The sequence below is a fragment of the Streptosporangium sp. NPDC003464 genome (assembly GCF_053588315.1).
Genome location: NZ_JBSFPS010000040.1, coordinates 1 through 13,237, shown reverse-complemented (window position 1 = coordinate 13,237; position 13,237 = coordinate 1). Strand labels below are relative to the sequence as shown.

16 protein-coding genes are annotated in these 13,237 nt (G+C 72.0%); 8 read left to right on the top strand and 8 right to left on the bottom strand.

All coding sequences use genetic code 11. From position 1 onward, the window contains the following. Window positions 1-138 precede the first annotated feature (138 nt). The 3 genes from ACWDS7_RS11910 to ACWDS7_RS11900 all read right to left on the bottom strand — a co-directional run bounded on the left by ACWDS7_RS11910 (window position 139) and on the right by ACWDS7_RS11900 (window position 2,316). Window positions 139-597, bottom strand: coding sequence for a hypothetical protein (locus tag ACWDS7_RS11910; protein WP_451929256.1), 459 nt, complete (start codon window positions 595-597; stop codon window positions 139-141). Window positions 598-742: 145 nt separating this feature from the next. Next, on the bottom strand, window positions 743-1,219 hold the full coding sequence (locus tag ACWDS7_RS11905) for a low molecular weight protein-tyrosine-phosphatase (protein WP_451929255.1): 477 nt from the start codon (window positions 1,217-1,219) through the stop codon (window positions 743-745). A gap of 74 nt (window positions 1,220-1,293) precedes the next feature. Continuing rightward, entirely contained in the window at window positions 1,294-2,316 is a 1,023-nt protein-coding gene (locus tag ACWDS7_RS11900; protein WP_306869514.1) for a YihY/virulence factor BrkB family protein, read from the bottom strand. A gap of 416 nt (window positions 2,317-2,732) precedes the next feature. On the opposite strand from ACWDS7_RS11900, the gene ACWDS7_RS11895 reads away from it, so the two are divergent. Continuing rightward, window positions 2,733-3,515, top strand: a complete 783-nt coding sequence (locus ACWDS7_RS11895) for a DUF998 domain-containing protein (protein ID WP_451929254.1) — start codon at window positions 2,733-2,735, stop codon at window positions 3,513-3,515. On the opposite strand, the gene ACWDS7_RS11890 is transcribed toward ACWDS7_RS11895, so the two are convergent. Together ACWDS7_RS11890 and ACWDS7_RS11885 are read right to left on the bottom strand one after the other, a co-directional pair. Beyond that, a complete protein-coding gene (locus ACWDS7_RS11890; RefSeq protein ID WP_451929253.1) occupies window positions 3,454-3,861 on the bottom strand; it encodes a spore-associated protein A in 408 nt (135 codons plus the stop codon). The genes ACWDS7_RS11895 and ACWDS7_RS11890 overlap by 62 nt on opposite strands. 206 nt (window positions 3,862-4,067) lie before the next feature. Next, window positions 4,068-4,877 (bottom strand): MBL fold metallo-hydrolase, encoded by an 810-nt coding sequence (locus ACWDS7_RS11885; protein WP_451929252.1) that lies wholly within the window; start codon window positions 4,875-4,877, stop codon window positions 4,068-4,070. Between the two features lie 91 nt (window positions 4,878-4,968). Between ACWDS7_RS11885 and ACWDS7_RS11880 the strand changes: the two genes are divergently transcribed. The 3 genes from ACWDS7_RS11880 to ACWDS7_RS11870 all read left to right on the top strand — a co-directional run bounded on the left by ACWDS7_RS11880 (window position 4,969) and on the right by ACWDS7_RS11870 (window position 7,097). Next, window positions 4,969-5,595 (top strand): CGNR zinc finger domain-containing protein, encoded by a 627-nt coding sequence (locus ACWDS7_RS11880; protein ID WP_451929251.1) that lies wholly within the window; start codon window positions 4,969-4,971, stop codon window positions 5,593-5,595. A 126-nt stretch (window positions 5,596-5,721) separates the two neighbouring features. Next, on the top strand, window positions 5,722-6,573 hold the full coding sequence (locus tag ACWDS7_RS11875) for a MerR family transcriptional regulator (RefSeq protein ID WP_451929250.1): 852 nt from the start codon (window positions 5,722-5,724) through the stop codon (window positions 6,571-6,573). Next, window positions 6,570-7,097 (top strand): GyrI-like domain-containing protein, encoded by a 528-nt coding sequence (locus ACWDS7_RS11870; protein ID WP_451929249.1) that lies wholly within the window; start codon window positions 6,570-6,572, stop codon window positions 7,095-7,097. Before ACWDS7_RS11875 ends, ACWDS7_RS11870 begins: the two co-directional genes overlap by 4 nt. 164 nt (window positions 7,098-7,261) lie before the next feature. Here the strand turns inward: ACWDS7_RS11870 and ACWDS7_RS11865 are convergent, their stop codons facing one another. Further along, window positions 7,262-7,873 carry a TetR/AcrR family transcriptional regulator gene (locus ACWDS7_RS11865; RefSeq protein WP_451929248.1) on the bottom strand — a complete coding sequence of 204 codons (612 nt, stop codon included), beginning with the start codon at window positions 7,871-7,873 and terminating at the stop codon, window positions 7,262-7,264. A 79-nt stretch (window positions 7,874-7,952) separates the two neighbouring features. Here ACWDS7_RS11865 and ACWDS7_RS11860 point away from each other — a divergent pair, with 79 nt between their 5' ends. Together ACWDS7_RS11860 and ACWDS7_RS11855 are read left to right on the top strand one after the other, a co-directional pair. Next, window positions 7,953-8,813, top strand: coding sequence for an NAD(P)H-binding protein (locus ACWDS7_RS11860; protein ID WP_451929247.1), 861 nt, complete (start codon window positions 7,953-7,955; stop codon window positions 8,811-8,813). 274 nt (window positions 8,814-9,087) lie between these two features. Next, window positions 9,088-9,606 (top strand): GNAT family N-acetyltransferase, encoded by a 519-nt coding sequence (locus ACWDS7_RS11855; RefSeq protein ID WP_451929246.1) that lies wholly within the window; start codon window positions 9,088-9,090, stop codon window positions 9,604-9,606. Between the two features lie 223 nt (window positions 9,607-9,829). Here the strand turns inward: ACWDS7_RS11855 and ACWDS7_RS11850 are convergent, their stop codons facing one another. Further along, window positions 9,830-10,177, bottom strand: a complete 348-nt coding sequence (locus tag ACWDS7_RS11850; protein WP_451929245.1) for a DoxX family protein — start codon at window positions 10,175-10,177, stop codon at window positions 9,830-9,832. 134 nt (window positions 10,178-10,311) lie between these two features. Here ACWDS7_RS11850 and ACWDS7_RS11845 point away from each other — a divergent pair, with 134 nt between their 5' ends. Then, window positions 10,312-10,617 carry a hypothetical protein gene (locus ACWDS7_RS11845; protein WP_451929244.1) on the top strand — a complete coding sequence of 102 codons (306 nt, stop codon included), beginning with the start codon at window positions 10,312-10,314 and terminating at the stop codon, window positions 10,615-10,617. 31 nt (window positions 10,618-10,648) lie between these two features. Then, the gene (locus ACWDS7_RS11840; RefSeq protein WP_306869552.1) at window positions 10,649-11,194 is read left to right on the top strand and encodes a ferritin-like domain-containing protein; all 546 of its coding nucleotides are present in this window, start codon (window positions 10,649-10,651) and stop codon (window positions 11,192-11,194) included. Between the two features lie 37 nt (window positions 11,195-11,231). Here the strand turns inward: ACWDS7_RS11840 and ACWDS7_RS11835 are convergent, their stop codons facing one another. Further along, the gene (locus tag ACWDS7_RS11835) at window positions 11,232-12,554 is read right to left on the bottom strand and encodes a carotenoid oxygenase family protein (protein WP_451929243.1); all 1,323 of its coding nucleotides are present in this window, start codon (window positions 12,552-12,554) and stop codon (window positions 11,232-11,234) included. Window positions 12,555-13,237: the final 683 nt, after the last annotated feature.

Sequence of the window (13,237 nt, the reverse complement as noted above, 5' to 3'; positions counted from 1 at the left end):
CTGACGACCCCCCGGGTCCTCTGGTCCCTGCTCGCCCGCCGACCCCCGGCCGGTGAGCGGGCCGGGCGGGACGCCCCGCGGCGCCGGCCCGGCCGGCCCGGCGCCGCAGGGGCGCGGCCGACCGGCCAGGCCCGGCTCTCAGACGGCCCGCAACCGGTCCGCCAGCCGGTCCAGCCCTCCCTTGATCATCTGTCCGTACCCGTCGTCGCCGAGGGCGCTCACCGAGGCCCGTCCGCGATCGAGGTGGTCCCGCGCGCGATCGAGGTCGCCCAGCTTCCGGTAGACCTCCCCGAGGTTGAGGTGCAGGGACGGGTAGAAGCCGGCCACGGGGCCGGTGGCGCCCGCCTGCCGGGCCCGTTCGTCGGTGACCAGGTCCGCCGCCTCCAGCGCCCGCAGGTCCCAGACCAGCTCCTCGTGCGGGTCGTCCTGGGCGTCGGCCATCGAGTGGGCGAGCGCGCAGCGGTGCAGCGGATCGCCGGTGGCGCCGATCTCCTCCCAGAGGCCGGAGAACAGCCGGCGGGCCTCTTCCCGCCTGCCGCTCTGGTTGAGCTCGATGCCCCGGCCGATCTCGGTCATGATCGCGTCGGGTCCGGTCATGCGGTCCCTCCTCAAGGTGGTGGTAGTGATCGCCGACAGTAGCGGCGGCCACCGACATCAGCCCGCGCGGAGATCCCGCGCCCTCGCGCGGGGGCCGGGACGGGACGGCGGCCACGGCGCCCGGACGGGGAGGCCGCCCGCGTCCTCACCGCGGCAGCGTCCGCGACAGGTGCTCGGCCAGCCCCTCGGACGCGGCCCGGACCATCTCCAGCACGTCGGCGAAGCCCTTGCGGCCGCCGTAGTAGGGGTCGGGCACCTCGGCCCCCGGCGGCGCGGCCGGGTCGAAGGAGCGGAACAGCCGCACGTCCGAGCCGGCCGGCGCCAGGCGGCGCAGCGCCCGGAGGTTCTCGGCGTCCATCGCCAGCACCAGGTTCACCTGACCGAACCAGCCGGCCAGGAACTGCCTGGCACTGTGCGAGGAGCCGTCGTAGCCGTTGTCGGCCAGCATCGCCGCGGCCCGCTCGTCCATCGGGGAGCCCTGATGCCAGCCGCCCGTGCCCGCGCTGTCGACCGAGACGACATCGCCCAGCCCATGGTCGGCCAGGGTCTTCCTCAGCACCACCTCGGCCATCGGGGACCGGCAGATGTTTCCCAGGCACACGACACATATGCGATAACTCATCCCCACAGGATGCCGCCGCCGGGCACCGCGTGAGCACGGCGGACCCGCGCGACGCCGCCCGTGACCGGCCGGCTCTACCGGATCCGGGGCCGGCGCCACCACCGCGCCAGCCCCCGGGCGGCCTCGGCGGCGGCCGTGCCGACGGCGCCCACCAGCGGTTCCCGCTCCTCCTCGGCGGTGGGGCCGGGGTCCGGCCCGACCGGCTCCCGGTTTCCGCCGCGGCACGCCTCCAACTGCGCGGCGAAGGCCAGCCCGAGAAAGAGCGCCGTCGAGCTGAGGAAGGACCACAGCAGCAGCGCCATGACGGCGGTGAGCGGGCCGTAGGTGGCGCCGAAGGTGCCGCTGCGCTCGATGTAGAGGGCCAGCAGGAGGGTGAACGCCGTCCACAGGACGAGGGCGACCAGGGCGCCGAAGGCCAGCCAGGTGTGGCCCGGCTGCCTGCGCCGGGGGGCGGCACGGAACAGCACCGAGGCGGACAGCAGGGCCAGCAGGAATCCGACCGGCCAGCGGACCAGCGTGAACGCCGCCAGCATGTCCTCACCCCAGCCGTAGACCTGGGCGAGCGCTCGCCCGATCGCCCCGCCGCCGACCATCACCACGAAGCCCACCGTCATGAAGGCGCCGGCGGAGACGGCCATCAGCAGGGCCCTGCCGTACTTGCGGTGGAACGGGCGGTCGCGCTCGACACCGTAGATCCGGTTGGCCCCGCGCTCCACCTGGGCCATGGCGCTGGTCAGCGAGACCAGCGCGGTGACCAGGCCGAGCCACAGGGCGAGGGCGCCCCCGGCGTGGCCCGCCTGCCGGTGGCTGTCGGCGAGCACGTCCTTGACCGCCTCCACCCCGGCGCCGGGCGCGATCCGGCTCAGGGTCAGCTCCAGCACCTGGCCGAGCTGCTCCTGGTTGAGCACCGAGCTCAGCCCGACCAGCGCGATGGCGCCGGGGATGATGGACAGGCACACCTGCAGGGCCAGCGCACGCGAGTTGGTCATCCCGTCGCCGTACCTGAACCTGGCGAAGGAGTCACGGATGAGGTGCCATCGGCCGTACTTGCGCAGGGTCACCCACGCGTGGTCGGCGGAGAGCTCCTCGCCGCTCATACTCCGTGTCTGCGGCACTTTCGTCGCGGTTCCCATATCGGGGAGCCGGCTACCCGGCCAGCGGCTTTGTGAACCAATTGCCCGATAATGACCTTTAACTGGCCCTCCGGGAGACCGCCCGGCCCGGCGACCTTCCACATCTCGGCGGCCACGGAGTGGGCGGACTCCTCCCCGTACGGCCCGCCTCCGGCGATGGCCTCGGCGGCGACCCAGGCGCAGTGCGAGCCGAGGGCGGCGTCCTGTCTCCGCCCTCATCGAGCGCCGCCTGTCTTGGCGCGCGGTTGAAGGGACTTGTCCGCGCCTGTGCGTCCGGACGCCCGGCTCCTCCGGTGGTGGGAGCCGAGGATCCATGGGCCACGCCGTCCGCCCGTCAACATTGGTTGACAGGACCGTCGTGTCAACTTAGATTGACACCCATGAGAGGCACCCTACTGGCCGCCCCGCCGCCCGCCGGCGGCCCGTCACGGCCGGATCACGCCCATGCGACGACGAGACGGCTGCTCGCCTGCGGTGCGGTCGCCGGCCCGCTGTTCGTCGCCGCGTTCCTCGTCGAGGGCGCGACCCGCGCCGGCTACGACCCGCTGCGCCATCCGGTCAGCTCGCTCGCGCTCGGAGACTCCGGATGGACCCAGAGCGCCGCCTTCGTCGTCACGGGCCTGCTGACGCTCGCCTTCGCCGCCGGCCTGCGGCGGGTGCTCCGGGGCGCCGAGGGGCCGGCCCGGGGCTCGGTCTGGGGGCCGGCGCTGATCGGCGTGTGGGCGGTCCAGCTGATCGGCGCCGGGATCTTCACCACCGACCCGGTGAGCGGCTATCCGCCGGGGACCCCGGACAGGCTCGTGGAGTACGGCAGCGCTCACGCCGCCGTCCACGACCTGATCGCGCTGCCCGGCTTCGCGGCGCTGGCCGCGGCCTGCGTGGTGTTCGCCCTCCGCTCCGCCGCGCGCCGCGAGCGCGCATGGGCGATCTACTCGGCCGCCAGCGCCGTCGCCTTCGTGGGCGCGTTCATCCTGGCCACCGTCGCGTTCGAGCAGGCCGCCGGGCTGGTCGAGCTCGGCGGGCTCTTCCAGCGCGTCGCGGTCACCGTCGGCCTGGGCTGGCTCACCCTGCTGGCCGTCCGCGCCCGGCGGGCCCACAGTGTCAGCCGCCGCGGTGGCCCTCGGGGATGCTGGCGGCGTAACTGGTGCAGCCCCCGCTCTTGAAGGTGTAGCCGTTCGTCCAGACGCACTTGCCCGCGCCGGCACCTCTGATGGGACCCGCGTAGTACTTGAAGGTGCCGTTCTGCTCGTAGGGCGTGTTGCCGATGATCATCTTCACGCCGGTCTTGGTGGCCACCCCAACGGACACACTTTTGATCGTGACCGCGCAGTTGTAGCCGTTGGAGTTGTTGTAGAGCAGGTACACCTTGCCGCCGGAGCCGCCGTTCAGGTGCGTCAAGGTCCTGGAATCGATCACATGGTAGCCCGGACCGCAGACCCCCTCAGGGGTGTACGGATTGGCGGCGGCGTGCGCGGTCCCCGCCGAGGCGAGCAGCGCGCCCGCCCCCAAGGCCCCGCCATGACCAGCCTGAGCGCCCTGCCTCGACGCGACAGCGATCGGAACACCATCACTCCGAACTCCTCAACGTACGGACCGTGCCTGATCCCAGGCGGAACGACATGCGAGGAAGCTGTCGATCTTGAGCCCGGCGCCGCTGAGGACCTGGGCGGTGACCAGGACGATCAGGACGCGGCGCTGCGCCCGGCCTGTCCGGGTCAGCCCAGGTCGCCCAGGTCCAGGCGGTCAGCCAGTCCAGCGGCGGTGAAGGCGGCCACCAGTTCGTCGCGGCCCTCGGTGAAGTGGGCCCAGCTGTCGTAGTGGACGGGGACCACCCGGCGGGCGCCGAGGATCCTGGCGGCCTCGGCGGCCTGGGCGCTGTCGAGGACGATCAGCGCGCCGTCGAAGAGGACGGGGAAGCGGGGAGCCCCGGCGAAGAGGATGGCGGTGTCCACCGGGCCGAAGCGCGCGGCGATCTCCTTGACCAGGTCGAGCGAGGCGTTGTCGCCGCTGACGTAGACCGTGGGCAGGCCCTCGCCGGTCAGGACGAATCCGACGACCTGACCGGTGACCGGTTCGACCCCCTCGCGTGCGCCGGGCCCGTGGACGGCGGGCACGCCCGTCACGGTGATCCTGCCGCCGCCGGGGCGGTCCAGTTCGATCGACTCCCAGTCGGCCAGCCCCTTGGCCCCGTCTCCCAGGCGGTGCCCGCCACCTGGCGTGGTGAGGGTGAGCGGGACGTCGGCGAGCAGGGCTCGGCCGGAGTCGTCGAGGTTGTCGGGGTGCTCGTCGTGGGAGAGCAGGACCACGTCGACGCGGCCGAGGTCGGCCGGCGCGGCCGAGGAGGGCGCGGTCTTGGTCAGGATCGGGGGACCCGACCTCTGGTGGTCGCCGGGAGCGTAGTAGTCGCCGGGAGCGTCGAAGGTCGGGTCGGTGAGAAACCTCAACCCGCCGTAGTCGAAGAGAGCGGTCGGGCCGCCGAAGACGCGGACGGGGAACTGCTCATGGGTGGTGCCGGTAGCAGACACGAAGGAACTCCCTCACGGATGAAGTCTTATCTATCCGTGAAGTGACCGTAGTTGTTCATCACGGATGAATGCAAGCCGTACCATGAGAGGCATGAGGGACACCGCGAGCGCCGAGTCTGCGCCGCCGCCCGCGCCGGGGGCGGAGCAGTACCTCGCACTCGACTTCGTCAACAGCGTCATCGCGCTGCCCGGAGGGCACTTCGTCGACCTCCTCGGCGTCCCCGCGGCGGCGCAGCGGTGGCTCGTGGAACGCGACCTCGCTCCGCCCGACGCCGGGGTGCAGGAGATGTGCGCGGCGCAGCTGCGCTCGCTGCGCGAACACCTCAGGTCGTTGTGCGCCTCCCGGGTCGCGGGGCTTCCCGCCCTGCCTGCCGCCCTGTCCGCCGTCAACGACGCGCTGAGCAGGGTCCCCACGGCCGCCCTGCTGTACTGGGACGAGAAGAACGGCCCCTACCGCGCGGTCCCGTGCCCCACCAACGAGATCCTCGACCACGCTCTCGCGAGTCTCGCCGCCAACGCGGCCGACCTCCTCACCGGCCCCGACGCTGAGCGGCTCACCCCCTGCGGCTCCGCCCCCTGCAACCGCTACCTGCTGCGCCACGGCCGCCGCCACTGGTGCTCCACCCGCTGCGGTGACCGCGCCCGCGCCGCCCGCGCCTACGCCCGCCGCGCCCAACCTCAGGACGCGCCGAAGGGGACGTCGCCGGAATACGGCTGACACGGGCCGTCCGGGGCCGACGCGGGGACTTTTCGGACATAGGTTGCCGGACGCCGTCAAAGCCCCGGCCGGGCGGTCGGGTAACGATTGGACTCTCCCCTCGGGGTAGAGCCCATGCTGGATCCCATGCACGAGCAACACCCACAGGACCTGCTGCCGATCGGGGCCTTCGCCCGGCTGTCGCGGTTGAGCGTCAAACAGCTGCGCAACTACGCCGAGCTCGGCCTGCTGGAGCCCGCCTACGTCGACCAGGACACCGGCTACCGCTACTACCAGGCCAGCCAGGCCCGCCAGGCGTTGACGATCGGGCTGCTCCGGTCGCTGGACGTGCCGTTGGCGGCCATCGCCGAGGTGCTGTCGGGGACGGCGAGTGCTCTGGGGCAGGTGGAGCGGGATCTGCAGGCCGAGCTCGAGCGGCGCCGCCGTACCTTGTCGATCTTGCGGAGGGTCATGGCCGACGGCCTGCCCCAGGCGCAGATCCGGCTGGTGCGGCAGGAGCCGTTACGGGTACGGCTGACGCGCCGCCTGGCCGCCGGCCCCGACGACATCGCCCGCGCCACCAGCGAGGCCATCGCCGAGCTGCTGGCCGCTCACCGGCCGGGCGAGATGGCCGATGAGCCGGACGGGCCGGTGAGCGGGCCCGGGATGCCGGTGGGCCGGTCAGCGGGCGGGGCGAGCGGGCCGCCGCAGTTGATCGGTCTGTTCCCGCTGGATGTGACCGATCCGGTGGAGGTCAGCGCGGCCCTGGTCACGGCCACGCCCGGCGATGCGCTGCTGCCCGGGGGCGTGCTGGCGGCCGCCACCCATGTCGGTCCCTATGACCAGATCAACCTGACCGCCCATGCCCTGCTGACCTGGTGCGCCGAGCGCGGTCACCAGCCGGTGGGTCCGATCCGCGAGGTGTATGTGTCCGACCCGGCCGTCACCTCGCCAGACCAGCTGGTCACTCACGTGATGCTTCTGTTGGAGGAGTCATGACTGTCACCACCGTTCATTACGGGCCTACCACCTGCCTGAACGTCACCGGGATGGGCGAGCCCGGCGGGGCCGAGCATGCCGGCGCCATCGGGGCTCTGTATGCCGTCGCAGGCGCGATGGGCGTGCCGATGCCTCCGATGGAGGGCCGCTGGTGGGTGGAGAGCGACCAGCCGCCGCTGACGGTGCCGCGTGAGCAGTGGCGCTGGCACCTACTGTTGCCGCTGCCCGCCGTGCCGGAGGCGGGGGCGCTGGAGCGGGCGCGTGAGGCGGTCCGTCCTTCCGGCGCGGCGGTTGACCGGGTGCAGGTGGTCACCTTCACCGAGGGTGAGTGCGTGGAGGTGCTGCACGAGGGGCCCTACAGCGAGGAGGCGCGCTCGCTCAAGCTCCTCGACGAGCACATGGCCGAGCACGGCCTGGTCGCCAACGGCCCGCACCACGAGATCTACCTCACCGCGTTCGACGTCCCGGAGCCGAGGACGGTGCTGCGTCAGCCGGTACGGCACGCCGCGGGTGGGCGGGGATGAGCTGGTCCTGAGCGGCTGACGGCGCGGCGGACGGGTGCTTCGGGGCCAAGGCGTCGTGCCGCAGACCAGGACCTGTCCCGGCCGTCAACTCCATGCGGCAGGGCGGCGGCTCACAGGGGCAGGGACGCTGGCGTTCGCCAAGGGGGTCGATGGAGGCCGGGGACTCAGGGGTTCGGGTGCCCGGCGGCGCCGTCGGGCAGGGCGTCGAGCCAGCGGGTGAGGCGGTTCCCCTCGCGGGTCATGATCTCCGGGTCGCGCAGGGCATTGGCCAGCAGTGACATGCCCTGGTAGGCGCCGACGAGCGCGATCGCGAGGCCGTCGGGGTCGGGCAGTCCCAGCTCGCGGAATTGGCGTTCCACCCAGTCCAGCAGCGACCGGATGACCCTGCCCGCTTCCAGGTCCATGTCCCCCTCCGCGCGTTTGTCGAGCTCGACGGCCAGGGTGCCGGTGGGACAGCCGTAGCGGGCCGCGACGTCGCGCTGGCCGACCCACGTGCCGACCAGGGTTTTGAGGCGTTCGAGCGGGTCGGGGAGCCTGTCGAGCTCGCCGGTGAGTTCCGCGAGGTATCCGGAGTGCTCGGCCAGGGCGGCCTGGACCAGCTCGTCCTTGGTCTTGAAGTAGTAGTACACGTTTCCGACCGGGACGTCGGCGGCGTGGGCGATGTCGGCGATGGTGGTGCGCTCCACGCCCTGCTGGTGCAGGACCCGGGCGGCGGCGGCCGTCAGCCGCCGTCGCTTGTCGGCCCCCCGCTCCCGGGACTTCGTTGAGTCAGTCACCCCACTAACTGTAGACGCGTGCCCGTCGGGATGTGCTACCGTCCACCTAAGTAAGTCAGCTAACTAACTAGGAGGCGGCATGATCGTGGTAACGGGAGCGACCGGGAACGTCGGGCGGACGCTGGTGCGGCTGCTGGCCGAGGCGGACGAGCCGGTGACGGCCGTGTCGCGGAAGATCACCGGGGCCGACGTCCCGCAGGGAGTGCCGGCCGTCGCCGCCGACCTGGCCGACCCGGCGAGCCTGCGGCCTGCCCTCGACGGAGCCGACGCGCTCTTCCTGCTGATCTCCGGCGACTTCACGTCGGCCGCCGAGAACCCGAGCGGCGTCGTCGGTGACATCCTCGGTGAGGCGAAAGCCGGCGGAGTCGGACGGATCGTGCTGCTGTCCTCCCAGGGAGTCGTGACCCGCCCGGACTCCGCCTCCCACGGGAGCACGGGACGGTCGATCGAGGAGGCCGTCCGGCAGTCAGGACTGGACTGGACGATCCTGCGGCCCGGTGGCTTCAACTCCAACGTCTACGCCTGGGCCGAGTCGGTCCGCACCCGGCGGACCGTCGCCGCGCCGTTCGGTGACGTCGGCCTGCCGTTCATCGACCCGGCCGACATCGCCGAGGTCGCCGCTGCGGCCCTGCGCGAGGACGGTCACGCGGGCCGGGTCTACGAGCTGACCGGGCCCGCCCTCACCACGCCGCGGCAACGAGCCGAGGCGATCGGCGACGCGCTCGGTGAGCCGGTCCGGTTCGTCGAGCAGACCCGCGACGAGGCCCGCGCGGAGATGCTGCGGTTCATGCCCGGACCCGTGGCCGAGACGACCCTGGCCATCATCGGCGAGCCCGTCCCCGCCGAGCAGCGCGTCAGCCCGGACGTCGAGCAGGTCCTCGGCCGCGCGCCCCGCGCCTTCGCCGACTGGGCCCGGCGCCACATCGCCGCCTTCCGGTAGGACCGGCAGTGGCGCGGTCAGCCCCGGCCGGGCCTCTTCGGGCCGGCATCCACCCCGCCACGCCGGTCGCGCCGCGGCCGCGGGACCGGCTGAAAGTGGTTTGCCCGGGGCGCGGAAGGGTTGTTAGCATCGCGGCGGCGTGAGAGACGCCTGGTCATCGTGTGGTGAGGGAGGTCGATGAATATGGCTGCCAGCAGCCGTTTTCAGCGTTCCTTCCTCCGGTCCGACCGAGCTTGAGCGCGGTCCGGGTCGTTCCAACGATCAGGAGCTCCACATGTCTTCCTTCTTCCCGATGACCGACATCGATCTGGTCACCGACCGCCTCGTCCTGCGGCGGTGGACGCCCGGCGAGGTCACCGCCGTCCTGGACGGCGCCCGGCAGGCCCACTGGGCCGAGGACTTCCCCGCCGAGGGCGATCAGGTCATCGTCGGACTGTTCGCCGACAACCCCGCATGGCTGGGGGAGTACGGGCACCGTCAGATCATCGAGCGGGCCGGCGGCCTGGTCGTCGGCTCGATCGGCCTGTTCTGGCCGCCTGGCGAGGGCGCCCTCGAGATCGGGTACGGCATCGTCGCCTCCCGGCGGGGGCGCGGCTACGCCCCCGAGGCCACCCGCGCGCTGACCGAGTTCGCCTTCACGGCGCCGGGCGTCCACACGGTCCACGCCACCGTGGAGCTGTCGAACCCGTCCTCTGTCCGGGTGCTGGAGAAGGCCGGCTTCCAGCGCTGGAGCACTGAGGCCGAGGAGAACACGGCCCGATACCGCGCCACGGCACCGGCTCCGGCTCAGTAGTGACCCCACGGGGCCGGCCGCGGTGTCCCGCTGCCGGCCCCGGCCCTTCCCTTGGCGGATCCGCCCCCCAGAGCGCCTGACATCCCGCTGCTCACCCTCTCCATCGCCGTCTTCTCCGAGGTCGCCTCGGTCCCGGTGAGAACAGGCCGGCGACCTCAGCCGGTCAGCCCGATGGCCGGGCTCCCGTCGGTGGGGTGCCCGGCCGTCGAGACGGTGGGGGTGCTCAGGCGGCGTGTCCCAGTGCCATGGCGGCGACCACCGGCACCAGGTACAGCAGGGGGAAGGGGATGTGCGAGTACGAGCGTGCCCGGATCACGGTGATGACGGCTCCGGTGAAGTACAGCACCAGACCGATCCCGGCCAGGACGCCGATGACCGGGACGGAGAGGCCGGCCAGCAGCCCCGCCGCCCCCGCGGCCTTGGCCGCGCCGAGCCAGGGCCACCACGAGCGGGGGACGCCGTAGTCGCTCAGGGGCTCCACGACCCACTTGGCCCGCATGAAGATGGACAGAGCCGAGAAGCCCACCCATGCGGCGGCCAGAACAGTGACGACGACGTAGGCGGTGGACATCAGGAACGCTCCTCATCAGGGGATGCCGGTGGGGATCCACCGGCCGGGTGTGTTTCAGGTCCTCACTGCCTCGACCCCGTGGGGCGCGTGAGTGTGACAGGACGGCGGAAAATTCTTCAGCGGCCGACGCGGTCGTGTGGACGGCGGGCGTACAGACCGGTCCGCTCGCCTCGCACGTCCCCGGCGACCGGGACCGGCTGGGCCGCCTGACGGTCGATCGGCGGCTGCGAGCCTTCGGGGACGTATTCGCCGCAGGCGACGTCGCCGCCCGGGCCGACCCGGACCACTACGCCCTGCAGTGCCGCCGGCACGCCATCCCCATGGGGAAGGTGGCCGGACACAACGCCGCCGCCGACCTGCTCCGGCTGCCGCTGATGGACTCCGCGCCGCCCCCGTACGTCCCCTGCCTCGATCTCGGGGCCGACGGACCGGAGATTTGATGGATCGGGGATTCGGGGTAGGGGAGGGGACATGGCTGAATTTCTGACCGACATCAAGGAAATCCGTGCCCGGGCCCGCCAGGAGATCGACAAGGGGCCGATCACCTCGGCCTACGGCGCCGATCTGCCCCGGGTGATCCAGGTGTGCAACGAGGCGCTGGCCACCGAGCTGGTCTGCGTCCTGCGTTACAAGCGTCACTACTACACCGCCAGCGGCCTCTACGCCGAGCCGGTGGCCGCGGAGTTCCTGGAGCACGCGGCCGAGGAGCAGGAGCACGCCGACCGGCTCGCCCGGCGCATCGTGCAGCTCGGCGGCGAGCCCGACTTCAACCCCGACACGCTGTCCACCCGCGCGCACGCGGAGTACGACGCCAGCCTCGACCTGATAGAGATGATCAGAGAGGACCTGGTCGCCGAGCGGATCGCCATCGCCTCCTACACCGAGATCGTCCAGTGGCTCGGTGACGGGGACGTGACCACCAGGCGGATCTTCGAAGACCTCCTCGCCCAGGAGGAGGAGCACGCCGACGATCTCAAGGCGCTGCTGGAAAGGCTCCCCGACGCGCCCAGGCGCTGAGCCGCCCCGGGGTGGGGCGCCGCGGCGCCCCACCGGCTCAGCCGTCCGGGATCCAGGAGCCGTGGAAACCGGCCGGGACCCGGCGCGGCAGCCGTACCGAGGCCACGCGGGTGAGGTCGGCGGCGTCGAGGACCACCAGCTCCGACCCGACGCCCGGCCCACCGGTGACCATGGAGATCAGCCAGCCCTCGTCCTCTCCCCGGGCGTCCCCGGCCGGGACGTAGACCGCCTCGCCGGCCATCCGGTCCGGGCCTGTCTTGTGGACGGTGCTCGCCCCGCTCCGCAGGTCGTATTTGACGATCGCCTCGGAGGAGACCGCGTAGAGGTAGCGGTTGCGCTCACCGGTCCGGCCGTCGTTCAGCGTGGGGAACTCCACCCCGAGGTCGTCGAGCCGCTCCTCACGGGCGTCCTCGCCGGGGGCCAGCACATACCGGTGCAGGTGGGCCGTCCCGCGCACGGCCGCCCTGGCCGCAGGGTGGGCACTGCGGCCGAGGTCGTCCCACACGGCGGCGAACTCGGCGGGGGTGTAGCGGACGGCGTCGAGCACGACGCGGCCGGAGCCGTCCTCATGGGCGTTGGCGGTGTGGAAGACGTAGCACGGCTCGATGTCGTACCAGGTCGCCTCGGCGCCGCCGGCGCGCGGCATGACCCCGAGGCGGGCTCCGTAGCGGTCGTCCCACCGGTACGGCACGCCCCCGCCCCCGGCGAGCCCCAGGTCGAAGACGACGGGCAGGTCCATCCAGACGACGTGACCGGCGGTGATGGCGAAGTCGTGCATCATCGTCGGGCCCGGCACCGCGACCTCCCGGCTCTCCACGAGCTTCCCCTCCGCCGACAGGCGGTGGTAGGTGAGGTAGGGCGGGGTGAAGCCGTAGCCGAAGAAGAGCAGCTCGCCGGTGAGCGGGTCGCGCTTGGGGTGGGCGGTCATGGCGGTGGTCAGCAGGCCGCCGAAGTCACACGGGCCGACCGTCTCCAGCTCGGCGGTGAGCTCGTACGGCAGGCCGGTCTCGACCAGCGCGAAGATCCTGTCCCCGTGCGGGACGACGTGGGTGTTGGCGGGCACCGCGGTGAGGTCGACGGAGAGGTCGTCCCGGACGAAGGGCGCGCCCTCGGTGAGCTCACGGGTCCGCACCCAGCGGTTGCGGTACCACTCGGCGCGGCCGTCACGCAGCCGTACCCCGTGCACCATCCCGGGCCCGGTGAACCAGTGGCCGGGATCGCGGCCGGGCAGCGGGTTGGGACCGTTGCGGAAGTAGCGGCCGGTGAGCGCGGGGGGAAGGGCGCCGCTCACCGGCAGGTCGAAGGCGTCGATCTCGTCGGGCACCGGCGCGAGGAAGCCCTGCAAGTACAGCGGAGTCATGGATCGCCCCCCTCCTCCTCGACGATGGCACGCCGTGCAGGGAGGTCTCCACCGCCCGCGCATCAAGGACCGGGCAAGACGTGACCTGACGGCGCGGGCCCCGCGCCCGCCCGCCGGGCACGGACGGCGGCTCCTCCGGCACTCCGGCCTCGACATGCCAGTTGACCGTTTTTGACTTAATGGCGCCAGACATAAATGAATGATGTTGACATCGATCGTCCGAGGCTGATACCTCTATTTAGGTAGACAGCAAAGAAATGGGGAAATTCACTATCCGTTCTGCTGCGGGGTGCTCTGTCCGATGTGACGTAATTGCTGGTCACAGCCTCGGGGTGGACGGATGGAAATGCGGCGTTAACCGTTGTGTCGGTCCGCCGTCGACATTTTGGCATTTCCCTGACACCGCTCTGCTCATTTTTGTGTCCGCGCAGACGGGGACGTGTCGGAGGGCTGCGATATCGGTGAAGTCGATCCGGCCGGACGGTGTGATGGCCGGGAAATTCCGCCCTCGCCGCCCGAGTCGGGATCCATTGACGTAACAAGACTGTCGTCATGCGACCGGGGGGCCGGCGGCGCGCTCCCGGTCGAACACGTGCGAGCCGTCCCCGCGCGCGGGGGAGTTCCCCCACGCGCGCCGGATGTGTCCCCTCGCCATCAAGAAGGCGCGCCGGAGGCGGGCCGCC